A 24,197-nucleotide genomic window follows, 5' to 3' on the forward strand; every position below is an offset into this window, starting at 1 on the left:
ATGCCTGACTGGCAGGAGTTGGCTAGCCGCTCCATTGCATTCAGGGCAATGCTGGTGCTGGTGCTCGTGGCCACGGTGGGCGTCATGGGCTATCTGGCGCGGTTGCGGGATGCCGTCGAGGCGCAGCATGAGGCCAGCCACCAGCACCGCGAGGTGCGCCAGGCGCTTGAGGCCGGTGCCCGGGATGCTGCCGTGCTCGAGCAAGAGCGCTTGGCGCTGGAGACCCTTGAGCAGGATATGCGCGAACAGCGCTGGCGCCTGGCCGCCGGGGAGGGCATGAGTGATCTGCTTGACCAGATGGCGCTATCGGGGCACGCGCTTGGCCTGTTGTTCGAGCGCCTTGATGTGATGAGCGAGCAGCAAGGGGCAGGCTATCGCCAGATACCCATGGATGTGCGGGTGATGGGGCGGTATCCGGCACTGCGGCTGTGGCTGGAGCAATGGATGGACCAGTTGCGTCTGCTGCGCGTCGCGGAACTGGGCCTGGCATTGGTGGACGAGCGGCCTGGTTGGGTCAGGGCCCAATTGCAGGTGCACGCCTACCAGGCATCGGATGCGCTGCCGACCCCCGGAATCCTGGCGTATGAGCCGGCGCGGGAGCCCCGTCGGTTGGTGGCGTTCGACCCTTTCCGGTCCTGGGTCGGGCTACCGATCCTGCCAAGGCTCGAGGATATTGCGCTGGAGCAGCTCGAGATGGTCGGCACCTTGGCGCGTGCGCAGCGGTTCGTGGCTTTGCTGCGTTCGGCCGGACATGTGTACCGGGTCGAGGTCGGCGCACGGCTGGGCCGCAACGACGGTGTGGTGGTGAGTGTCGACGAGCGCCGTTTGGTGGTGCGCGAGCGGTTGCATAGCGCCGGCGAGTGGCAGGAGCGGACCCGATATCTGGTCCTTGGTGGTCATGCGGGTGAGGAAATCATGGATGAAAACACTGGTGATGGGGCTGGGCATGCTGTTCGGCATTCCGGCGGCTCAGGCAATTGAGCCGGTCAGGGAGCCGATTTCGCTCAATTTCCAGGATGTGGAAGTACGAGCGGTGTTGCAGGTGATGGCCGACTACGCTGGCATCAATCTCGTGGCCAGCGATAGCGTGCAAGGTCGCGTCACCTTGCGCCTCGAGGACGTGCCATGGGACCAGGCATTGGATCTGGTGTTGCTCGGTCGGGGGCTGGGACGGCGCCAGGAAGGTAACGTATTGCGCGTGGCACCGTTGGCCGAGCTCGGTGAGTCGTCGCTCGCAGAGCGCCTGCCGCAGGTGCAGGATGCCAGGCCGGAGCCGCTTCAGCGTGAGCTGATTGCGATCCATCATGCCAAGGCCTCCGAGTTGGCGGAGTTGCTGCTGGCAAGCCTCGTCGATGAGGATGGCCCGTCCCGGCGCGGTAGCCTGGGCGTGGATGAGCGGACCAATACCTTGGTGCTCGCCCAGCCCGCTGCCAGGCTGGCTGAGTTGCGCAAGCTGGTGACGCAGCTGGATGTGCCAGTGCGTCAGGTCATGATAGAGGCTCGTATCGTCGAGGCAGGCGTCGACTATGAAAAGGCCCTGGGCGTGCGCTGGGGTGGGCCGCTGTATGGCCAGGACAATCGCCTGGGCAGCGAGTTGTTCGTTGATCTCGGGGTCGAGCGGGCCACCTCGGGAGTGGGTGTCGGGCTGCTACGCAGCGACGTGCTGCTCGACCTGGAGCTCAGTGCGATGGAAAAGAGCGGCAATGGCGAGATCATCTCCCAGCCCCGGGTCGTCACCGCAGACAAGGAGACGGCGCGGATCATCAAGGGGACCGAGATCCCCTATCAGGAAACGACCAAGAGCGGCGCCACCTCGATCGCTTTCCGGGAGGCCTCGCTGTCACTGGAGGTGACGCCGCAGATCACTCCGGACGGCAAGGTGGTCATGGACGTACGGGTGACCAAGGACGAACCAGACTTCGTCAATGCCCTGAACAATGTTCCGCCGATCCGCAAGAACGAGGTCAATGCCAAGGTCCGGGTGGCGGATGGCGAGACGATCGTGATCGGTGGTGTGTATTCGACATCGCACAACAATGTGGTGGATAAGGTGCCATTTTTTGGCGATCTGCCGTATGTTGGGCGGCTGTTTCGACGCGATGCACTACAAGAGAAAAAATCCGAGCTGCTGGTCTTCCTGACTCCGCGTATCATGAGTGACCAGGCGATTGCTGTGAGTCGTTGATTCTGTGCGAAATTTGATACTTGTGGGGCCCATGGGCGCTGGTAAGAGCACCATCGGGCGCCTGTTGGCCAAAGAGCTGCGCCTGCTGTTCAAGGATTCCGACAAGGAAATCGAACTGCGAACCGGCGCCAACATCCCGTGGATCTTCGACAAGGAAGGCGAGCCGGGTTTCCGTGATCGCGAGCAGGCGATGATCGCCGAGCTCAGCGCCCTCGATGGCGTGGTCCTGGCGACCGGCGGCGGCGCGGTCATGCGCGATGCCAACCGTGCCGCGCTGCGTGCCGGCGGACGGGTGATCTACCTGCACGCCTCGGTGGAGCAGCAGGTCGGGCGAACTTCGCGCGACCGCAATCGTCCATTGCTGCGCACCGCCAATCCGGAGGCGACCCTACGCACTCTGCTGGAGACCCGCGACCCGCTTTATCGCGAGATCGCCGACCTGGTGGTGGAAACCGACGAACGGCCGCCACGCATGGTGGTACTGGACATTCTCGAACGCTTGCAGAAGTTGCCGCCCCGGTAAGCGGGGTCTATTCTCGGCGACCAACGCCGAGACGGGGTTGAACGTCACTGCGCGGGGCTGCTCCGACGCCGCCGCGCCCAAGTATATTGTGGGGATACATGCAGACACTAAAGGTCGACCTGGGCGAACGTAGCTACCCGATCTACATTGGCGAGGGCCTGCTGGACCAGCCTGAACTGCTGGCACCGCACATTGCCGGCCGGCAGGTCGCCATCGTTTCCAACGAGACCGTCGCCCCTCTGTATCTCGAGCGCCTCAGCAAGACCCTGGGCGCCTATGCCGTGCTGCCGGTGGTGTTGCCTGATGGCGAGGCCCACAAGAACTGGGAAACCCTGCAACTCATCTTCGATGCCTTGCTGACTGCCCGCCATGACCGCCGCACCACCGTGGTCGCCCTTGGTGGCGGCGTGATCGGCGACATGGCCGGTTTCGCCGCGGCCTGTTACCAGCGCGGTGTCGACTTCATCCAGGTGCCGACCACGCTGCTGTCGCAGGTCGACTCGTCGGTCGGCGGCAAGACCGGCATCAACCACCCGTTGGGCAAGAACATGGTCGGCGCTTTCTACCAGCCCAACGCCGTGCTGATCGATACCACCAGCCTGAAGACGCTGCCTGCGCGTGAACTGTCCGCCGGACTTGCTGAAGTCATCAAGTACGGCTTGATCTGCGACGCGCCGTTCCTCGGCTGGCTCGAAGACAACATACAGGCCCTGCGTGCGCTGGAGCCTGCCGTCCTGACCGAAGCCATCCGTCGCTCCTGCGCGGCCAAGGCGGCTGTGGTCGGTGCCGACGAGCGCGAGTCAGGCGTGCGTGCCACGCTCAACCTGGGCCACACCTTTGGCCATGCCATCGAAACCCACATGGGCTATGGCGTCTGGTTGCACGGCGAAGCCGTGGCGGCGGGCACGGTGATGGCGCTGGAAATGTCCATGCGCCTGGGCTGGATCGACCAGCTGGCGCGAGATCGTGCAGTCCGCCTGCTGCAGGACGCAGGATTGCCGGTGGTGCCACCACAGGAAATGACCCCGGCGCATTTCATGGAGCACATGGCGGTCGACAAGAAAGTGCTCGACGGGCGTCTGCGCCTGGTGCTGTTGCGCCAGCTGGGCGAAGCCGTCGTCACCGACGACTATCCGAAAGAGATTCTTCAGGCCACGCTTGCGGCGGATTACCGCGCGATCGTGGCCCAGCTTTGAGGTTGTGACAACGCAATGAGCACACTGCATGCCGATGAGGCGTTCCTCGAACATTACCAGTTGAGCCATGATCCGTTCGCCCCTCGGGTGCCCGGCTTCAAGTTCTTCCCTGCCCAGCGCAAACCAGTGCTTGGCCAACTGCATCACCTGGCGCGCTATAGCCAACTGATGCTGGCGGTCACCGGCCCGCTGGGCAGTGGCAAGACCTTGCTGCGCCAGGCGCTGGTGGCGAGCACCAACAAGCAGTCGGTGCAGAGTGTGGTGGTATCCGCACGCGGCGCCTCCGATGCCGCCAGCGTGCTTGCCCAGGTCGCTCAATCGCTGGGCGTGGCGCAGCCAGAAGTGCAGGCTATCCTCTCGCAGGTGGTGCAGTTGGCACTGACCGGCCAGGAAGTCTATCTGCTGGTGGACGATGCGGAACAACTCGACGAGTCGGCACTCCAAGCGTTGCTGGAGTTGGCTGCCGGGGTCGCCGAAGGGCGCCCGCATGTGTTCCTGTTCGCAGAGCCGTCCCTGATTGCTGCGCTGGAAGAGCTCAATGCCGATGGCGAGCGTTTCCATGTCATCGAGCTGGCGCCTTATAGCGAGGAAGAAACCCGCGAGTACCTGGAGCAGCGCCTGGACGGCGCCGGTCGGGGCATCGAGGTGTTCACCCGCGAACAGATCGTCGACATCCACGAAAACTCCGACGGCTGGCCTGGGAACATCAACCAGGTTGCCCGCGATACCTTGATCGAAGCCATGATCGCCAGCCGCACCACGGCCAAGCGACCATCCATGGGGTTCAAAATGCCTAAGAAACACGTGCTCGCGCTGTCCGCTGTGGTCGTGGTCGCCGTTGGCGCGGCGGTCCTGATGTCCAAGAAGGGCGACAGGGCGCCGAGCGACGCGCCGGTCGCCCAGGCGCAACTGCCGTTGGGTCAGTCTGGCAATGGCGCGCCGGCCATCGAGTTCTCCGGTTCTTCGCAGCCGATGCCGTTGCCATTGGTCGGCCAGTCGCAACCGGTGATGCGTGAGCCGCTGGCTCAGGCCGCTGGCATGGGCGACGGCGAGGACGGTGGTCCGGCGGGCAATACTGCCTTGCAACCTTCCGCGCCTTCGGCCGCCGTGCCGCCGACGGTCACCACGATTGCCCCGCCGCAAGGCGCCATCGCCAGTCCCGCTCCGGCACCTGCCCAGCCGGTGACAACCGCTCCGGCACAAGCGGTTGCTCCTGTGGCGAAACCTGTCGTAACCCATCCTGCCAAGGTGGTTGCACCTGCCAAGCCGGCTCCGACTCCGACTCAGGTCGCCAGTGCCAAGCCAGTAGCCAAGCCTGTCGAGAAACCCACCGTTGGTGGCGCGGGCAATAGCAGCTGGTATGCGGGCCAGAAACCCGGTAATTACGTGGTGCAGATCTTCGGCACCAGTTCCGAGGCGTCGGCTCAGTCGTTCGTCAAGGCGCAGGGTGGCGACTATCGCTACTTCAAGAAGACCCTGCAGGGCAAACCGCTGTATGTCGTTACCTACGGCAACTTCGCCAATCGTGACGCCGCCGCCGCGGCAATCAAGAACTTGCCAGCCAAGGTCCAGGCTGGTAAACCTTGGCCACGTACCGTCGGCAGCGTCCAACAAGAGCTGGCCACGGCCCGCTGATACCTTCCGGGCGGCAACACCCCGCCGCCCAGTTGCTGAGCGAATCCTGATTCACGACTAGCCTGCTGCGTCCCAAGCGCGGCAGGCTTTTCTGTCCCAGACTGCCGGCCAAAAGCCCCCCTTGCAGTCCTGGCTGAAACGCTTCAGACTCAAGCTAAGTCGCTACCACGACTGCCAGCTAAAAACATTCAAAATTGCGACATAAATTTTCAATGGTGAGACATGAGAGTTTGTGAGCGCTACTGTCGCTGTGCAACAATGGTTTTCCATGACCACCGCAAAAAGCTGGCGTTTGATCGGCGTGGATGGTAAGTGGTTGTTAAAAAAGAGATTTGCCTCCGGTTGAGAGGTGAACCTGGTGAGAAAGTGTCTATGAAAACAGGTCTGTACCATCCCGAAGAATTCAAGGACAACTGTGGTTTCGGCCTGATCGCCCATATGACGGGCGAACCCAGCCACCACCTTCTGCAAACTGCCATGCAGGCACTGACCTGCATGACTCACCGCGGCGGTATCAACGCCGACGGCAAGACCGGTGACGGGTGCGGCCTGCTCATGCAGAAGCCCGATCAATTCCTGCGGGCCGTGGCCCGGGAGCATTTCGCCGCCGAACTGCCGAAGCAGTACGCGGTCGGCATGGTGTTCTTCAATCAGGACCCGGTCAAAGCTCAGGCCGCTCGCGCCAACATGGACCGCGAGATCGTCAACGCAGGGCTAACCTTGGTCGGTTGGCGCAAGGTGCCGATCGACACCAGCGTCCTCGGCCGCCTGGCCCTGGAGCGCTTGCCGCAGATCGAGCAGGTGTTCATCGGTGGTGAAGGACTGAGCGATCAGGAATTCGCCATCAAGCTGTTCAGCGCTCGTCGCCGCTCGTCCGTGGCCAATGCCCACGATGCCGATCACTACATCTGCAGCTTTTCGCACAAGACCATCATCTACAAAGGCCTGATGATGCCGCGCGATCTCGCGGCGTTCTATCCGGACCTTGGCGATGAGCGCCTGCAGACCGCTATTTGCGTGTTCCACCAGCGCTTCTCCACCAATACCCTGCCGAAATGGCCGCTGGCGCAGCCGTTCCGCTTCCTTGCCCACAACGGCGAGATCAACACCATCACCGGCAACCGCAACTGGGCCATGGCCCGTCGCACCAAGTTCGCCAACGACCTGATCCCCGACCTCGAAGAACTCGGCCCGCTGGTCAACCGCGTCGGTTCCGACTCCTCGAGCATGGACAACATGCTCGAGCTGATGGTCACCGGCGGCATCGACCTGTTCCGTGGCGTGCGCATGCTGGTGCCGCCGGCCTGGCAGAACGTCGAGACCATGGACGCCGACCTGCGCGCCTTCTATGAATACAACTCCATGCACATGGAGCCGTGGGACGGCCCGGCCGGCATCGTCATGACCGAAGGCCGCCACGCGGTGTGCCTGCTCGATCGCAACGGCCTGCGCCCGGCGCGCTGGGTGACCACCACCAATGGCTATATCACCATCGCCTCGGAGATCGGCGTGTGGGGCTACCAGCCTGAAGATGTCCTGGCCAAGGGCCGTGTCGGCCCGGGTCAGATCCTGGCGGTGGACACCGAGACCGGTCAGATCCTCGACACCGATGCCATCGACAACCGTCTGAAGTCGCGCCACCCGTACAAGCGCTGGCTGCGTCAGCATGCCACCCGCATTCAGGCGACCCTGAGCGACGACCAGGGCGTGGCCAGCTACGACGCCGATCAGCTCAAGCAATACATGAAGATGTTCCAGGTCACCTTCGAGGAGCGTGACCAGGTATTGCGTCCTCTCGGTGAGCAAGGTCAGGAAGCGGTCGGCTCGATGGGTGACGACACGCCGATGGCCGTGCTGTCGCAGCGCGTGCGTTCGCCCTATGACTTCTTCCGCCAGCAGTTCGCCCAGGTGACCAACCCGCCGATCGACCCGCTGCGCGAAGCGATCGTCATGTCCCTGGAAATCTGCCTGGGTGCCGAGCGCAACATCTTCCAGGAGTCCCCCGAGCATGCCTCGCGGGTGATCCTCAGCTCGCCGGTCATCTCGTCGGCCAAGTGGCGCTCGCTGATGAACCTCGAGCGTGAGGGCTTCGACCGCCAGCTAATCGACCTCAACTATGAAGAGGGCATCGGCCTGGAGGCGGCCATCCGCAACATTGCCGACCAGGCCGAAGAGGCCGTGCGCAGCGGCAAGACCCAACTGGTGCTGAGCGACCGCTACATTGCCCCAGGCAAGCTGCCGGTGCACGCCTCGCTGGCCGTTGGCGCGGTGCACCACCGCTTGACCGAACAGGGCCTGCGCTGCGACAGCAACATCCTGGTCGAGACCGCCACCGCCCGTGACCCGCATCACTTCGCCGTGCTGCTGGGCTTCGGTGCCTCGGCCGTCTACCCCTACCTGGCCTACGAAGTGCTCGCCGACCTGATCCGTACCGGCGAAGTGCTGGGTGACCTGGACGAAGTCTTCAAGTACTACCGCAAAGGCATCTCCAAGGGCCTGCTGAAGATCCTGTCGAAGATGGGCATCTCCACCATCGCCTCGTACCGTGGCGCCCAGCTGTTCGAGGCCGTGGGCCTGGCCGAGGAAGTGGTCGGCCTGAGCTTCAAGGGCGTATCCAGCCGCATCAAAGGCGCGCGCTTCGTCGACCTCGAAGGCGACCAGAAGCTGCTGGCAGCCGAGGCCTGGAGCGCGCGCAAGCCGATCCAGCAAGGTGGCCTGCTCAAGTTCGTCCACGGTGGCGAGTACCACGCCTACAACCCAGACGTGGTCAACACCTTGCAAGCCGCCGTGCAGCAGGGCGACTACGCCAGGTTCAAGGAATACACCGCGCTGGTCGACCAGCGCCCGGTGTCGATGATCCGTGACCTGCTGAAGGTCAAGGTGGCCGAACAGCCGCTGGCGCTGGAGCAGGTCGAGCCTCTGGAAGACATCCTCAAGCGCTTCGACTCCGCGGGTATTTCCCTCGGTGCGCTGTCGCCGGAGGCTCACGAGGCCCTGGCCGAGGCGATGAACCGCCTGGGTGCGCGCTCGAACTCCGGTGAAGGCGGCGAAGACCCGGCCCGCTACGGCACGATCAAGAGCTCGAAGATCAAGCAGGTGGCCACGGGTCGCTTTGGCGTGACCCCGGAATACCTGGTCAACGCCGAAGTGCTGCAGATCAAGGTGGCCCAGGGCGCCAAGCCCGGCGAGGGCGGCCAGTTGCCGGGCGGCAAGGTCAATGGCCTGATCGCCCGTCTGCGCTACGCGGTGCCGGGCGTGACCCTGATCTCGCCGCCGCCGCACCACGACATCTACTCGATCGAAGACCTGGCCCAGCTGATCTACGACCTCAAGCAGGTCAACCCGCAGGCGCTGGTGTCGGTCAAGCTGGTTGCCGAGGCCGGTGTCGGCACCATCGCTGCTGGTGTGGCCAAGGCCTATGCCGACCTGATCACCATCTCCGGCTATGACGGCGGCACCGGCGCCTCGCCGCTGACCTCGATCAAGTATGCCGGCGCGCCCTGGGAGCTGGGCCTGGCCGAAACCCACCAGACCCTGCGCGGCAACGACCTGCGCGGCAAGGTGCGGGTGCAGACCGACGGTGGCCTGAAGACTGGCCTGGATGTGATCAAGGCGGCCATCCTCGGCGCCGAGAGCTTCGGCTTCGGCACCGCGCCGATGATCGCCCTGGGCTGCAAGTACCTGCGCATCTGTCACCTGAACAACTGCGCCACGGGCGTGGCCACGCAGAACGACAAGCTGCGCAAGGACCACTACATCGGCACCGTCGACATGGTGATCAACTTCTTCACCTTCGTCGCCGAAGAGACCCGCGAGTGGCTGGCCAAGCTGGGCGTGCGCAGCCTTGGCGAGCTGATCGGCCGTACCGACCTGCTCGAGGTGCTGCCAGGCGACACCGAGCGCCAGCAGCACCTCGACCTGTCGCCGTTGCTGGGCAGTTCGCACATTCCGGCCGACAAGCCGCAGTTCTGCGAAGTCGACAAGAACCCGCCGTTCGACAAGGGCGAGCTGGCCGAGAAGATGGTCGCCTTGGCGCTGCCGGCGATTCGCGATCAGGCCGGTGGCGAGTTCGAGCTCGACATCTGCAACTGCGACCGCTCCATCGGCGCTCGTATCTCTGGCGAAATCGCCAGGCTGCACGGCAACCAGGGCATGGCCGACAAGCCGATCACCTTCCGCTTCAAGGGCACTGCGGGTCAGAGTTTCGGCGTGTGGAACGCCGGTGGCTTGAACCTGCACCTGGAAGGCGACGCCAACGACTACGTCGGCAAGGGCATGACCGGTGGCAAGGTGACCATCGTGCCACCGGCCGGCAGCCCGTTCGAAACCCAGCACAGCGCCATCGTCGGCAACACCTGCCTGTACGGTGCCACCGGCGGCAGGCTGTTCGCCGCCGGTACCGCGGGCGAGCGCTTCGCTGTGCGCAACTCCGGCGCCCACGCTGTTGTCGAGGGCACTGGCGATCACTGCTGTGAGTACATGACCGGTGGCTTTGTCTGCGTACTGGGCAAGACCGGTTACAACTTCGGTTCCGGCATGACGGGCGGCTTCGCCTACGTGCTCGACATGGACAACAGCTTCGTCGACAAACTCAACCACGAGCTGGTGGAAATCCAGCGCATCAGTGGTGAGGCGATGGAGGCCTACCGCAGCCACTTGGCGCGGGTCCTGGGCGAGTATGTGGACGAGACCGGCAGCGAGTGGGGGCGTGAGCTCTCGGAGAACCTGGACGATTACGTGCGGCGCTTCTGGCTGGTCAAGCCGAAGGCGGCCAACCTCAAGCAATTGCTGTCCAGCACCCGTGCCAACCCGCAGTAACAACAGCTGCAAGTGGCGGGCCCCGCGCGCGGGGTCTGCCCGGCTCAAGTGATCGTCTTGCAGCTTGCGGCGCATGCCGGCAACTGCGGTAAAGAGGTTTTGAAAAATGGCTGAACGTCTGAGCAACGACTTCCAGTTCATCGAAGTGGGCCGCAAGGACCCGAAGAAAAAGCTGCTGCGCCAGCGCAAGAAGGAGTTCGTCGAAATCTACGAGCCCTTCAAGCCGCAGCAATCCGTGGAGCAGGCGCACCGCTGCCTGGGTTGCGGCAACCCGTACTGCGAATGGAAGTGTCCGGTACACAACTTCATCCCCAACTGGTTGAAGCTGGTTTCCGAGGGCAACATCCTGGCGGCGGCGGAGCTGTCGCACCAGACCAACACCCTGCCGGAAGTGTGTGGCCGCGTGTGCCCGCAAGATCGCCTGTGCGAGGGCGCCTGTACCCTGAACGACGGCTTCGGCGCGGTGACCATCGGCTCGGTGGAGAAATACATCACCGACACCGCCTTCGCCATGGGCTGGCGACCGGACATGTCCAAGGTCAAGCCGACCGGCAAGCGCGTCGCGATCATCGGTGCCGGCCCGGCCGGTCTTGGTTGCGCCGACGTGCTGGTGCGTGCGGGCGTGACCCCGGTGGTGTTCGACAAGAACCCCGAGATCGGCGGCCTGCTGACCTTCGGCATCCCTGAGTTCAAGCTGGAAAAGACCGTGCTGAGCAACCGGCGCGAGGTCTTCACCGGCATGGGCATCGAGTTCCGCCTGAACACCGAGGTGGGCAAGGACATCAGCATGGAGCAGTTGCTGGCCGAGTACGATGCGGTGTTCATGGGCATGGGTACCTATACCTACATGAAGGGCGGCTTCCCGGGTGAGGACCTGCCGGGCGTGCACGATGCGCTGGACTTCCTGATCGCCAACGTCAACCGCAACCTGGGCTTTGAAAAATCGCCGGAAGACTTCGTCGACATGCAGGGCAAGAAGGTCGTGGTGCTGGGCGGTGGTGATACGGCGATGGACTGCAACCGGACCTCGATCCGCCAGGGCGCCAAGTCGGTGACCTGCGCCTATCGCCGTGACGAAGCCAACATGCCGGGTTCGCGCAAAGAGGTGAAAAACGCCAAGGAAGAGGGCGTGAAATTCCTCTACAACCGCCAGCCCATCGCCATTGTCGGCGAGGACAAGGTCGAAGGCGTGAAGGTGGTCGAGACCCGTCTTGGTGAGCCGGATGCCCGTGGCCGTCGCAGCCCTGAGCCGATTCCGGGTTCCGAGGAGATCCTGCCGGCCGATGCCGTGGTGATCGCCTTTGGCTTCCGCCCGAGCCCGGCGCCGTGGTTCGAGCAGCATGACATCCAGCTCGACAGCCAGGGGCGCGTGGTGGCGCCGGAGAAGGGGCGCTTCAAGCACCAGACCAGCAACCCGAAAGTGTTCGCCGGTGGCGACATGGTGCGGGGCTCGGACCTGGTGGTGACGGCGATCTTCGAGGGGCGTACCGCTGCCGAGGGGATTCTGGACTATCTCGAAGTCTGATCCATTGCCGGGGCTGCGCAGCAGCCCCGGGTTTCATTTTTTGTATACAAAAAGCCTTGATCCATGGCAGCCGATAGACAAAACGAATGGCCATGGCCGTGCCTTTTGTGTCGGTGTCTGAGAAAATGCCCGCACTTTTTTTCCGGATGCCGACATGACTGCCCTGAAGAACGATCGTTTCCTGCGTGCACTGCTCAAGCAACCCGTAGACGTCACCCCGGTGTGGATGATGCGCCAGGCCGGCCGCTACCTGCCGGAGTACCGCGCCAGCCGCGCCAAGGCCGGCGACTTCATGAGCCTGTGCATGAACCCGCAGTTCGCCTGCGAGGTCACCCTGCAGCCGCTGGACCGCTATCCGCTGGACGCGGCGATCCTCTTCTCGGACATCCTCACCATCCCCGACGCCATGGGCCAGGGCCTGTACTTCGAGACCGGCGAGGGTCCGCGTTTCAAGAAGGTCATCAGCACCCTGGCCGACATCGAGGCGCTGCCGATCCCCGATCCACAGAAGGATCTCGGCTACGTGATGGACGCGGTCAGCACCATCCGTCGCGAGCTCAACGGTCGCGTGCCGCTGATCGGATTCTCCGGCAGCCCATGGACCCTGGCCACCTACATGGTCGAAGGCGGATCGTCCAAGGACTTTCGCAAGATCAAGGCCATGGCCTACGACAACCCAGAGGCCCTGCACCTGCTGCTGGACAAGCTGGCCCAGTCGGTCACCAGCTACCTCAACGGCCAGATTCTCGCCGGTGCGCAGGCGGTACAGATCTTCGATACCTGGGGCGGCAACCTGTCGGCGGCGGCCTACCAGGAATTCTCCCTGTCCTACATGCGCAAGATCGTCAGCGGCCTGATCCGCGAGCACGAAGGGCGCAAGGTGCCGGTGATCCTGTTCACCAAGAACGGCGGCCTGTGGCTGGAGAGCATCGCCGAGGCCGGTGCCGACGCACTGGGCCTGGACTGGACCTGCGAAATCGGCGATGCCCGTCGTCGCGTGGGTGACAAGGTTGCCCTGCAGGGCAACATGGACCCGACCGTGCTGTACGCCAAGCCCGAAGCCATCCGCAAGGAAGTGGCGCGGATCCTGGCCAGTTACGGCAAGGGGACTGGCCATGTGTTCAACCTGGGGCATGGCATCACCCCGGAAGTCGATCCGGAGCATGCGGGTGTGTTCATCAACGCCGTGCACGAGTTGTCGGCGCAATACCACCAGTAAGCGCCATTCTCATGCGGGGCAAGCCCGCTCCCACAAGGCCTGTGCCTGACTTGTGGGAGCGGGCTTGCCCCGCGTGTTTTTCAGGTTAAGGTTGAATTCAGCGATCGTCGTTAATCTGGGGGCATCTAAACGCAAACAGGACACGATCCCCATGAAATCTCGCTACCTTGCCTTGATTCTCGCTCCACTGTTCAGCACCGCAGCCCTGGCGGCTGGCTATACCGGCCCCGGCGCCCAGGCCGTGACCACGGTCGCTGCTGCCAAGGAGGCTGCCGATGACACACCGGTGGTGCTGCAGGGCTATGTGACCAAGAAGATCAACAACGACGACAAGTACGAATTCAAGGACGCCACCGGCACCATCACCGTCGAGATCGACGACGAAGACTTGCCGCCGACACCGTTCGACGACAAGACCAAGGTCAAGCTGACCGGCGAGGTGGAGAAGCACCTGATGAGCCGTGAGGTGGACGTGGATATCGTCGAGATCATCAACTGATCCTGGGCTTCAGGGCTGCTTTGCAGCCCTTTCGCGATACGAGGCCGCTCCTGTAGGGAGACGTGATTCCTTGTAGGAGTGGTCCCGGGCTCAGCCTGATTTAGGCGCTAACTTGCTCAGGTGCAACGCCACCAGCAAGGCCACCGCCAGCAAACTGCCAATGAACAGCCCGATACCGTTCCAGCCCCACTGGTGCCAGAACACCCCGCCTGCCGTCCCGGCGACGCTCGACCCCGCGTAATAGCTGAACAGGTACAGCGACGAGGCCTGCCCCTTGGCCTTGAGCGCCCGGCGGCCGATCCAGCTGCTGGCCACCGAGTGCGCGCCGAAGAAGCCGAAGGTGAACACCAGCATGCCGAGGATGATCATCGCCAGCGGGTTGGCCAAGGTCATCAGCAGGCCACCGGCCATGACCACGATACTGGCCCAGAACACCTTGCGCCGGCCCAGCTTGTCTGCCAGCGCGCCAACTTGTGCCGAGCTGTAGATCCCCGACAGGTACACCACCGACAGCAGGCCGACCAAGGCCTGGTTCATATGATAGGGGCCGGCCAGCAGGCGGTAGCCGATGTAGTTGAACAGGGTGACGAAGGCACCCATCAGCAGGAACGCTTCAAGGAACAGCCAGGGCAGGCCGGCATCCTTGAAATGCATGACGAAGCCGTCCAGCAAGCTGCGTGGTTTCAGCGATTGCGGGCGGAAGTTGCGCGACTCGGGCAGCACTTTCCAGAACACCAGTGCAGCCAGCAGGGCCAGGCCGCCGATCACCAGCATCGCCGTATGCCAGCTGACGAAGTCGATCAGCACACCGGTGATCAACCGCCCGCTCATCCCACCGATGGCATTGCCGCCAATGTACAGGCCCATGGCCAGGCCGATGTGCTGTGGATGGATTTCTTCGCTCAGATAGGTCATGGCCACTGCTGCCAGGCCACTCAGTGACAGGCCTACCAGTGCACGGCTGGCCAGTACCCACTGCCAGCTCGGCATCACTGCGCTGGCCAGGGTGGCCAGGGCCGCACAGAGCAGGGCGAAGACCATGACAGGCTTGCGCCCGATGCGGTCGGAGATCGGGCCGGTGATCAGCAGTCCGAACGCCAGCATGGCGGTGGACACCGACAACACCAGGCTGCTCTGTGCCGCATTGATGGAAAACTCCTGCGACAGCAGGGGCATCATCGGTTGCACGCAGTAGAGCAGTGCGAAGGTCGCAAAGCCGCCGCTGAACAGGGCCAGCACGGTCTTCATGAAGGCGGGGGTGCCTTTTTCTATCCAGATATCGTTGAGCACGGGCTCGGGGTCGACGGGCAGGGGGGCGACGGCGGATCTCACGGAAGGGTACCTCGGGCGCGGGGCCAGGTGCTGCGATGGAAAAAGCATATAGCTGGCTAATGTTCATATCCAATATATTGTTCGACCTGTTTGAGACGTTTCACGACCTGTTTGGAGTCGTCCATGGAATTGCGCCACCTGCGTTACTTCATTGCCGTGGCCGAGGAGCTGCACTTCGGGCGTGCAGCCCAGCAACTGGGTATCTCGCAACCTCCGTTGAGCCAGCAGATCCAGGCCCTGGAGCAGGAGCTCGGGGCGCGCTTGTTCGAGCGCACCAATCGTCGGGTCGAGCTCAGCGAGGCCGGTCGACTGTTCCTCGAGGAGGCCCGGCAGGTGCTGGCGCAGGTAGAAAAGGCCGCCGATGTGGCGCGTCGCGCGCAATTGGGTGAGTTGGGCGAGATGAAGATCGGCTTCACCTCCTCGGCACCCTTCACTTCGCAGATTCCCCAGGCCATTCATGCCTTCCGCCAGCGTTTCCCCTCGGTCCACCTGAACCTGAAGGAAATGAGCAGTCGCGAAGTGGTGGAGGCGGTGTTCGACGAGTCCATCGAGGTTGGCCTGATGCGTCCGCTACCGCTGCCGGAGGGCATCGTTTGCACCGAGCTGTTTCGCGAGCCGCTGGTGGTGGTGCTCAATGCCTCCCATCCGTTGGCTGTTGGCAGCGAGCAGGGGCTGTACATGCAGGCCCTGGCCCATGAACCTTTCGTGTTCTTCCCTCGCAGCTATGGCAGTGGCTTGCATGCCCAGTTGCTGAGCCTGGCACGCAGCGCCGGCTTCAGCCCGCATTTCGCCCAGGAGGCAGGGGAGGCGATGACCATCATCGGCCTGGTCTCGGCGGGGCTGGGGGTGTCGGTGCTGCCGGCGTCGTTCCAGCGCATGCGTATCGAGGGGGTGGTCTACCGCACGCTGCTGGACGAAGAGGCGATGACCGCCGTCTGGCTGGTGCGCCGTGCGGCGGCAGGCTCGGCGATGGCCAATGCCTTCGTTGCCCTGCTGGCCGGGCTGGAGCAGCCCGAAGGTGCTGGCTAAACCGCCACGCTGGCCACATACTCGGGCATTCGTTGATACACGGAGGTCTGACATGCGGCGCGTGGTGTTCAATCAGAAAGGTGGCGTGGGCAAGTCGAGCATCGCTTGCAACCTGGCGGCGGTCAGCGCCAACGAGGGCTATCGGACCCTGCTGATCGACCTGGATGCCCAGGCCAACTCGACCCAGTATCTGACCGGCCTGACCGGCGACGACATCCCGATGGGTATCGCCGACTTCTTCAAGCAGTCGCTGTCCAGCGGCCCCTTCGCCAAGAAGAACAAGGTCGATATCTACGAAACCCCGTTCGATAACCTGCATGTGGTGACCGCCACAGCGGAGCTGGCCGACCTGCAGCCCAAGCTCGAGGCCAAGCACAAGATCAACAAGCTGCGCAAACTGCTCGACGAGCTCGACGAAGACTACGACCGGATCTACATCGACACCCCGCCGGCGTTGAACTTCTATGCAGTCTCCGCATTGATCGCCGCCGACCGCGTGCTGATCCCCTTCGATTGCGACAGCTTCTCGCGCCAGGCGCTGTACGGCCTGCTGGCTGAGATCGACGAACTCAAGGACGACCACAACGAAGACCTGCAAGTCGAAGGCATCGTGGTCAATCAGTTCCAGTCACGGGCCAGCCTGCCGCAGCAGATGCTCGACGAGTTGCTGGCCGAAGGCCTGCCGGTGCTGCCGGTGTACCTCGGCAGCTCGGTGAAGATGCGTGAGTCCCACCATGCCAGCCTGCCGCTGATTCACCTGGAACCACGGCACAAGCTGACCCAGCAGTTCGTCGAGTTGCACGACCTGCTCGAGCGCAGCGCCTAGATCCCCTGGCCGCGTAGCCACTCCAGCAGCGACTGGAGAGGGAACGCGCCGGCCTGGCGCGCCACTTCGCGGCCGTTCCTGAACAGGATCAGGCTGGGGATCGAGCGGATTCCCAGTTGGCCGGCCAGGTTGCGGTTGGCCTCACTGTCGAGCTTGGCCAGGCGGCAGCGGCCCGCCAACTGCTGTGCAGCCTGTTCGAAGGTGGGGGCAAAGGACTTGCATGGGCCGCACCAGTCGGCCCAGACATCCAGCAGCAGCGGCAGGTCGCCTTTGATCTGGGCGGCGTAGTTGGCTTCGGTGAGTTCGAACGGTGTGCTCAACACCACGTCCTGCTTGCAGCGGCCGCATTTGGGGGCATCGCCCAGGCGCTCGGCGGGCAGGCGGTTGAGGCCGTTGCAGTGGGGGCAGGGGATTACCACAGGATTGGACATATCATCTCCTTGGGATTCTTGGGGGCTGCTGCGCCGCCCTTTCGCGACACCAGGCCCCGGGTTTCATGACGAGCAACTGATCTCCAGGTGCTTGCCCCATTCCGGTGGGCGTTCGGCATAGGCCTGCATGCCAGCCTGCTCTTCGAATGGCCGGCTCAGCACTTGATGCAGCCGCCGCACCTCACTGTAGTCCCCTGCTTCGGCAGCTTCGATGGCCTTCTGCGCCAGGTAGTTGCGCAGCACGTACAGCGGGTTCACCGCATGCATCCGCTCACGGCGGCCCTCGGCATTGCCCGTCTCACGCTCGCAGCGCGCCAGGTACTCGGCGCCCCAGGCATCGAAGCCGGCCAGATCGACGAAATCGTTGCGCACTACCTGCAAGGCTTCGCCGACTGGTCGTTCGCCGAGCCGGCGGAAGAACAGGGTGTAGTCCACCCCGCCGCTCTGCATGCGTTGCAGCAGCCGCTCGACCAGCGCCATGTCGTTGTCCTCGGCGCGGGTCAGGCCCAGGCGGCGGCGCATCAGGTCCAGGTAGTGGGCCTGGTACAGCGGCAGGAACAGCCCCAGCGCTTCCTTCAGCTGCTCGACCTCGATCACCGTGGTCAGTGCCTGGGCCAGCGCGCTGAGGTTCCAGTGGGCGATGGGCACTTGGTTGGCGTAGCTGTAGCGGCCACGGTCGTCGGAATGGTTGCAGATGAAGTTGGCGTCGAAGTCGTCGAGGAAGGCGTAGGGGCCGAAGTCGAAGGTGATGCCCAGGATCGACATGTTGTCGGTGTTCATCACCCCGTGGCAGAAGCCATAGGCCTGCCAGCGGGCGATCAGTTCGGCGTTGCGCTCGACGATGGTGCGGAACATCGCCAGGTAGGGCTGCTCGGCATCGCGGCATTCAGGGTAGTGCTGCTCCAGCACATGGTCGATCAGGACGCGCTGCTGTTCCGGCTGCTTGGTGTAATAGAAGTACTCGAAATGACCGAAGCGCACATGGCTCTGCGCCAGGCGCAGCAGCATGGCGGCGCTTTCGCGGGTTTCGCGCCATACCGGGGTGCTCGAGCCAATCACGCACAGTGCCCGGCTGCTGGGGATGCCCAGGGCATGCAGGGCCTCGGAGGCGAGGAATTCGCGGATCGACGAGCGCAGCACGGCGCGGCCGTCGCCCATGCGCGAGTAAGGGGTCTGGCCGGCGCCCTTGAGGTGCAGGTCCCAGTGCTGGCCGGCGTCGTTGCGCACTTCACCGAGCAGCAGGCCACGCCCATCGCCCAGGCGCGGGTTGTAGGAGCCGAACTGGTGGCCGGAGTAGACCATTGCCCGTGGATCGGCCTCTTCCCATAGCTTGTGGCCGCTGAACAGCTCGGCGAACAACGGTAGTTCGGCCTGGGCCGGGTCGAGGTCGAGCAGGGTCATTGCCGAATCGCTGGCGACGACCAGGCGTGGGTCGGCGATCGGATCGGGCAGGACCTGAGTGGAGAAGGCGTCGCCTAGGCGGGCGAAGCGGTTGTCGAAAGTCAGCTGGTCGAGGCTTTTCACAGGCCGGCTCCGCGGTAGGAATGATCGCGGGGCGAGCCCGCTCCCGTGCGTGTGGCATGGGAGCGGGCTCGCCCCGCGATGCGGTAGGACATTGTCGTGGACGCGGTCTCGGGCGTCCACTCAACTGGGCGGCGTGCTGTCGGGCTTGAGGTCCATCGGGATCTGCTGCTGCTTGCCGTTCTTCGGGTCCATCAGGAACACCTCCACCTGGCGCACCGAGATCTTGATGTTGTGCGCCTTGAACTCGCGGTTGATGTAGCGGTTCATCTCGTCGAGGGTCGGGTTGCGGTCGCCCAGGTCGCGCACGTGCATGCGCAGCTCGTGGTCCAGCGAGCTTTCACCGAAGTTGAGGAAGTACACGAGCGGCTCCGGGTCCTTGAGGACCCGCGGGTTGTCGTGGGCACCCTTGAGCAGCAGCTCGCGCACCAGGTCCAGGTCGGAGCCATAGTCGATACCCAGCTTCAGTGTCACCCGGGTGACCGTGTCGGTCAGCGACCAGTTGATCAACTGGCCGGTGATGAAGGTCTTGTTGGGGACGATGATGTCCTTGCGATCGAAGTCGGTGATGGTGGTGGCGCGGATGCGGATACGGCTGACCGTGCCGGACAGGTTGCCGATGGTGATGGTGTCGCCGATCCGTACCGGGCGTTCGAACAGGATCATGATGCCGGAGATGAAGTTGGCGAAGATCTCCTGCATGCCGAAGCCCAGGCCCAGCGACAGGGCCGCGACCAGCCATTGCAGCTTGTCCCAGCTGACCCCGAGGGTGGCCAGGGTGCTGACGATGCCGACCCCGGCGATCACGTACGACAGCAGCGTGGTGATGGCGTACGCGCTGCCTTGCGCCAGGTTCAGGCGCGACAGCACCAGCACTTCGAGCAGGCCGGGCAGGTTGCTGGCCAGGGCCACGGTGATGCCGGCGATCACCAGCGCGCCGAGCAGGTCGCCGAGGCTGATCGGCACCATGCTGGCGGCGGCGCCAGTGCCGCTGGCGTACTCGTAGAGGGTGACATTGTTGAGGTAGGAGAACACCGTGATCAGGTCGGCCCAGACCCAGTACAGGCCACCGATGAAGCCGCCGAGCAGGGCCAGGCGGATCAGGCGCAGGGACTGCTGGTTGACCTGCTCGATGTCCAGGGTCGGCTCCTCGACCACGACCTCGCCGTCCAACCCCTCTTTGGCGGCCTGGCGTTTGCTCAGGGCGCGCTGGTAGGCCAGGCGCCGGGCCGCCACCGACAGGCCGCGGACGAAGGCAGCCTCGATCACCAGCCAGAACAGCAGCAGGTAGAGGGTATAGATCAGGCGGTCGGTGAGCTTGAGGGCGGTGTAGTAGTAGCCGAAGCACACGGCCACGAACAGGGCGATGGGCAGGGCGGTGAACGCCACTCCCACGGCCTTGCGGAACAGCGAGGTGTTGCGGTGCGCCGGGCTGCTCAGCAGCAGGCGACTGAGCAGCAGGGCCATCAGCGCGTAGCAGGTGAGCACCACGCCGATGCCCAGCACGTCGTCGGCCAGCGCCGAGGGTTGATGCTCGGCCATCGCCACCACGCCGACCAGGGCCAGCACCACGGTGCCGAGGCGTCGGATCCAGCCGCGCAGGAACTCGACCTGGGGCTTGTGCCAGCGGAAGTGGATCTCGGCCACGCCGCCAGGGGCGAGGATGCGATAGGCGGTGTAGAACACCAGCCAGGCCTGGGCGATCTGCCACAAGGCCGCGCCGAGGTTGGCGTTCTGTCCGCGGGCGTCGAGTTGCAGGGCGTAGCTGCCGAGGGTGAGCGCCAGGGCCACCGGCAGCGCCAGCAGGATGTTGATCAGGATGGCCTGGGGCGTGTGCCACTGGCTGTCGCGCTTGAAGTGGCCGATGTCCTGGTGGACCTTGCGCAGGCGCCGGTACAGCGCCTTGCGCCGCCACAGCAGGGCGCCGATCACCAGGAGCAGCGGCAGGAACAGCAGCGGTTGCTGCACCAGGCCATCGCCCAGCTCCTTGATGCCTGCGCCCCAGGGCAGGCTGGCGACCTGGAGGGTGAGGCGCTCGGGGACCTCGCGCAGCCATTGCCAGTCCAGCGGCTTGTTGCTGGGGATCCAGAACATCTGCTCTTCCAGGGTGGTGCGCAGGTTCTGGGCAGTGCCGAGCAACTGCTTCTGGTTGAGCTGCAGGGTGATGCTTTCGTTGAGCAGCGTCGACAGCTCGCGGTTGAGCCGTTCGAGCAGGTCGGCACGGGAGATCGCCACTTCCAGCAGGGCCTTGCGCAGCTGCGGGGTGACGTCTTCCTGGGGCTGGTTGGCCAGCAGCTTGTCCACATAGCTGGACGGGCTGCTCATCTGCTCGCGTTCCTGGTTGACCTCGAACTGGTACAGGCGGATGTCGGCGATCTGGTCGGCCAGGTCACGGTCGACCTTCAGGTGCGGCAGCGCCTGCTTCTGCTTGTAGAGGATCTTCGACAGCAGCAGGCTGCCCTTGAGTACGCTGATCTGTTCGTCGAGGGCCTGGTCGGCCTGGGTGAGACTGTCGAGCTGCTGCTTGGTGCGCAGGTTCTGTTGGGTGACCACGTTGAGGCGGTCGGTGCTGCGCAGCAGGTAGTCGGAGAGCTGCAGGTTGTCGGCGCTCTCGGTGGCCAGCAGGTTGCTGCCGCCAGCCTTCTGCGCCTCGATCGATTGCTGGGTGACGGTCTGCTGCGACTGTGCCAGGCGCTTTTCGTTGATCAGTGTCTGCAGGTCCTGGATCTCCTGCTCCAGGCGCGCGGCGCGCTCGATCAGCAGATCGTGGCGGGCGTTGCCCAGGTCCTGCAGCAGGCTGTTGCCGGCCAGCTCCTGGCGGCGCAGCAAGGTCAGAGCGTTGAGCGAGGCGAGTTCGGCATTGAGCTGGTTGCGCTGGTCGGCGTTGAGCGGCTTGCCGTTGTCCTTGCTGGTCTTGAGGCTGTTGTTGATCTGCTGGGCGCGGGTCTGGTTGTTGCTGATCTCGGCCTGGGCGCGCTCGGGGCGGGTCTGCGAGTTGATGATCAGGCTGTTGGCCTCGGACAGCGCCTTCTGCAGCTCGCCCTGCTGGGTGCTGCGCTCGCCGAGCATCTGCTCGAGCTGCGGCACGCCGAGGTTGGCGAAGCGCTGGGCCACCGGCACGCTGCTGGTGGCCTTGAGCTTGATCAGTTCACGCTGGTTGTCACGGATCTCCTGGGGCGCGCTGGCCAACTGCTGCTTGAGCGTGGCGAGCTTCTTCTCGCTGTCGTCGCGGGCGGCGAGCAGGGCCAGGGTCTGCTCCTGCACCTGTTGGCCGGCCTTCTGCTCGGGCTCGGCCGGCTTGCGCTCGGTGATCTTGTTCAGGCTGCCCTGGATACCCGGGGTGCTGGGCACTTCCACGGCGGCGGCGGCGAACGAGAGGGTCATGCACAGCCCGAGCAGGGCTGTGCGGCAATACACACGCAGGGACATAGGCAGCATTCTTGAGCGACGAGGCAACACGCAGTTTAGAGGAACAACCCGGGGCCGGGTCGAGTACCTTCGGGGAATCTGACGCCGACTTTCTGGATCTTGTTCCCGTCCATGACCGCGACAGTCCAGATAGTGCCATGCCATTCGATCTGGTCACCTACCACTGGCGCGCCTCCGACCTTCTGTCGGATGAACTGCGCCAGCGGCATGTTCGCGTCCAGGCCGTCGAGCTTCAGGCCATACAGGGCGGCCACCGCACCCAGTTCGGCATCGCCCTCGAGGACGAAATCGCCGAAGAAACGCAGGTCCAGTCCGCGCTGCGGGGCCTGGCTGAACAATTTGCCCAGGGCCGGCAGGTTGTGCTCGTGGCCGATCACGCAAAGCATGTCGCCGACTTCCAGCACGGTGCTGCCTGACGGGTGCAGCAACTGCTCGCTACGGAACAGCGCGGCGATCCGCGTGCCTTCGGGCATCTTCAGCTCGCGCAGGGCGGCGCCGATGCACCATTTTTCGGCGCCTAGGCGGTAGACGAACAGCTCCCACTCGCTGGTGATGTGCACCTCCAGCGCGGAGCGGGAAATCGGTGCTGGGTCCGGTGGTACGGTGACCTTCAGCAGCTTGGCCATCCACGGCAGGCTGGTGCCTTGCACCAGCAGCGATACCAGTACGATGAAGAACGCCAGGTTGAAGAACAGCTGGGCATCCGGCAGGCCGGCCATCAGCGGGAACACGGCGAGAATGATCGGTACCGCGCCGCGCAGGCCGACCCAGCTGATAAAGCCTTTTTCGCGGCCATGGAAAGCCTTGAACGGCAGCAGCGCGGCGGCGACCGACAAGGGCCGGGCGAACAGGATCATCCACAGCGCCAGGCCCAGCGCGGGAAGGGCGATGGGCAGCAGGTCGTGAGGCGTGACCAGCAGGCCCAGTACCAGGAACATGCCGATCTGCGCCAGCCAGGCCATGCCGTCGAGCATGTGCAGGATGCCGTGGCGGCTGCGGATCGGCCTGTTGCCCAGTACCAGGCCGCACAGGTAGACGGCGAGGAAGCCGCTGCCGTGCAGGGCGTTGGTCAGCGAGAACACCACCAGGCCACCGGCGATCACCAGGATCGGATAGAGGCCGCCAGCCAGGTTGATGCGGTTGACCAGTTGCAGCATCAGCCAGCCGCCACCCAGGCCGAGCAGGCTGCCGATGCCGAACTCGCGCAGCAGGTGGGTCAGCAGGCTCCAGTGCAGGCCGGTCTGACCGCTGGCGATCATGTCGATCAGGGTGACGGTGAGGAATACCGCCATCGGGTCGTTGCTGCCCGACTCGATCTCCAGGGTTGCCGTGACCCGTTCGTTCAGGCCCTTGCCGCCGAGCAGCGAGAATACTGCGGCGGCGTCGGTGGAGCCGACGATGGCGCCGATCAGCAGGCCCTGGATCAGGCTCAGGTCGAACAGCCAGGCGGCGACCATGCCGGTCAGCCCGGTGGTGATCAGTACGCCCACGGTAGCCAGCGACAGGGCCGGCCAAAGGGCCACGCGGAAGCTCGCCACGCGCGTGCGCAGGCCGCCGTCGAGCAGGATCACGGCCAGGGCCAGGTTGCCCACCAGGTAGGCGGTTGGGTAGTTGTTGAAGATGATGCCGCCACCATCGACCCCGGCGACCATGCCGACCGCGAGGATGATGACCAGAATGGGGATGCCGAGACGCGACGACAGCGAGCTGACCAGGATACTGGCCCCGACCAGCAGCGCGCCGATCAGGAACAGACTGTTGATGGTGCTCGCATCCAAAGGCGGTACTCCGGGACATCGCGGAAAAGGGACCTGCAACGGAACTGGCAGGTCGCATGCCAATCGATTCTAACCTGATGAATTGGCAGGCTGTAAAGCGTTTCTGCAGATGTGGAAAAGGCACCTGGGAAGGTGCCTTTTCGGTGTTGCGTAACTGCAGGAGCGGGGCTGCTTCGCGAGGGCGCCCGTCAGGACAGCGGCGTCGCCGGATCCTACGCTATCGCGGGGTAGGCCCCGCTCCTGCAGGTGTT

General features: G+C 64.2%; 16 protein-coding genes. 11 read left to right on the forward strand and 5 right to left on the reverse strand.

Going from position 1 to position 24,197, the window contains the following annotated elements; genetic code table 11:
- The 9 genes from F3J43_RS11045 to F3J43_RS11085 all read left to right on the forward strand — a co-directional run bounded on the left by F3J43_RS11045 (position 1) and on the right by F3J43_RS11085 (position 13,600).
- Complete coding sequence (locus F3J43_RS11045; RefSeq protein WP_166885733.1) at positions 1-981, forward strand: pilus assembly protein PilP; 981 nt, start codon at positions 1-3, stop codon at positions 979-981.
- Complete coding sequence (locus F3J43_RS11050; RefSeq protein ID WP_166885735.1) at positions 920-2,185, forward strand: type IV pilus secretin PilQ; 1,266 nt, start codon at positions 920-922, stop codon at positions 2,183-2,185. The genes F3J43_RS11045 and F3J43_RS11050 overlap by 62 nt, the downstream gene beginning before the upstream one ends.
- 4 nt (positions 2,186-2,189) lie before the next feature.
- Positions 2,190-2,708, forward strand: a complete 519-nt coding sequence (aroK, locus tag F3J43_RS11055) for a shikimate kinase AroK (protein WP_166885737.1) — start codon at positions 2,190-2,192, stop codon at positions 2,706-2,708.
- A gap of 98 nt (positions 2,709-2,806) precedes the next feature.
- Positions 2,807-3,904, forward strand: coding sequence for a 3-dehydroquinate synthase (gene aroB, locus F3J43_RS11060; RefSeq protein WP_166885740.1), 1,098 nt, complete (start codon positions 2,807-2,809; stop codon positions 3,902-3,904).
- Between the two features lie 15 nt (positions 3,905-3,919).
- Positions 3,920-5,539 (forward strand): SPOR domain-containing protein, encoded by a 1,620-nt coding sequence (locus F3J43_RS11065; RefSeq protein ID WP_166885742.1) that lies wholly within the window; start codon positions 3,920-3,922, stop codon positions 5,537-5,539.
- Positions 5,540-5,911: 372 nt separating this feature from the next.
- The gene (gene gltB, locus F3J43_RS11070) at positions 5,912-10,357 is read left to right on the forward strand and encodes a glutamate synthase large subunit (protein ID WP_166885744.1); all 4,446 of its coding nucleotides are present in this window, start codon (positions 5,912-5,914) and stop codon (positions 10,355-10,357) included.
- A 106-nt stretch (positions 10,358-10,463) separates the two neighbouring features.
- Positions 10,464-11,882, forward strand: coding sequence for a glutamate synthase small subunit GltD family protein (locus F3J43_RS11075; RefSeq protein ID WP_166885746.1), 1,419 nt, complete (start codon positions 10,464-10,466; stop codon positions 11,880-11,882).
- Positions 11,883-12,036: 154 nt separating this feature from the next.
- The gene (hemE, locus tag F3J43_RS11080; RefSeq protein WP_166885748.1) at positions 12,037-13,101 is read left to right on the forward strand and encodes a uroporphyrinogen decarboxylase; all 1,065 of its coding nucleotides are present in this window, start codon (positions 12,037-12,039) and stop codon (positions 13,099-13,101) included.
- 151 nt (positions 13,102-13,252) lie between these two features.
- Entirely contained in the window at positions 13,253-13,600 is a 348-nt protein-coding gene (locus F3J43_RS11085; RefSeq protein ID WP_166885750.1) for a YgiW/YdeI family stress tolerance OB fold protein, read from the forward strand.
- Positions 13,601-13,690: 90 nt separating this feature from the next.
- On the opposite strand, the gene F3J43_RS11090 is transcribed toward F3J43_RS11085, so the two are convergent.
- Complete coding sequence (locus F3J43_RS11090) at positions 13,691-14,980, reverse strand: MFS transporter (RefSeq protein WP_205297788.1); 1,290 nt, start codon at positions 14,978-14,980, stop codon at positions 13,691-13,693.
- Positions 14,981-15,055: 75 nt separating this feature from the next.
- On the opposite strand from F3J43_RS11090, the gene F3J43_RS11095 reads away from it, so the two are divergent.
- Positions 15,056-15,961, forward strand: a complete 906-nt coding sequence (locus F3J43_RS11095) for a LysR family transcriptional regulator (protein WP_166885754.1) — start codon at positions 15,056-15,058, stop codon at positions 15,959-15,961.
- Between the two features lie 52 nt (positions 15,962-16,013).
- Positions 16,014-16,787: a ParA family protein gene (locus F3J43_RS11100; protein WP_166885756.1), complete on the forward strand. Its 774-nt coding sequence runs from the start codon at positions 16,014-16,016 to the stop codon at positions 16,785-16,787.
- Here F3J43_RS11100 and trxC read toward each other — a convergent pair.
- From trxC to F3J43_RS11120, 4 genes are all read right to left on the reverse strand, one after another.
- A complete protein-coding gene (trxC, locus tag F3J43_RS11105; protein WP_166885757.1) occupies positions 16,784-17,218 on the reverse strand; it encodes a thioredoxin TrxC in 435 nt (144 codons plus the stop codon). The two genes, F3J43_RS11100 and trxC, sit on opposite strands and share 4 nt — an antisense overlap.
- Before the next feature lie 63 nt (positions 17,219-17,281).
- A complete protein-coding gene (gene selO / locus F3J43_RS11110; protein WP_166885759.1) occupies positions 17,282-18,742 on the reverse strand; it encodes a protein adenylyltransferase SelO in 1,461 nt (486 codons plus the stop codon).
- Positions 18,743-18,862: 120 nt separating this feature from the next.
- The gene (gene mscK, locus F3J43_RS11115; protein ID WP_166885762.1) at positions 18,863-22,168 is read right to left on the reverse strand and encodes a mechanosensitive channel MscK; all 3,306 of its coding nucleotides are present in this window, start codon (positions 22,166-22,168) and stop codon (positions 18,863-18,865) included.
- Positions 22,169-22,203: 35 nt separating this feature from the next.
- On the reverse strand, positions 22,204-23,946 hold the full coding sequence (locus F3J43_RS11120; protein WP_166885764.1) for a potassium/proton antiporter: 1,743 nt from the start codon (positions 23,944-23,946) through the stop codon (positions 22,204-22,206).
- Between the last annotated feature and the right edge of the window lie 251 nt (positions 23,947-24,197).

It is taken from the genome of Pantoea sp. Cy-639 (genome assembly GCF_011752525.1).
Lineage (GTDB): Bacteria > Pseudomonadota > Gammaproteobacteria > Pseudomonadales > Pseudomonadaceae > Aquipseudomonas.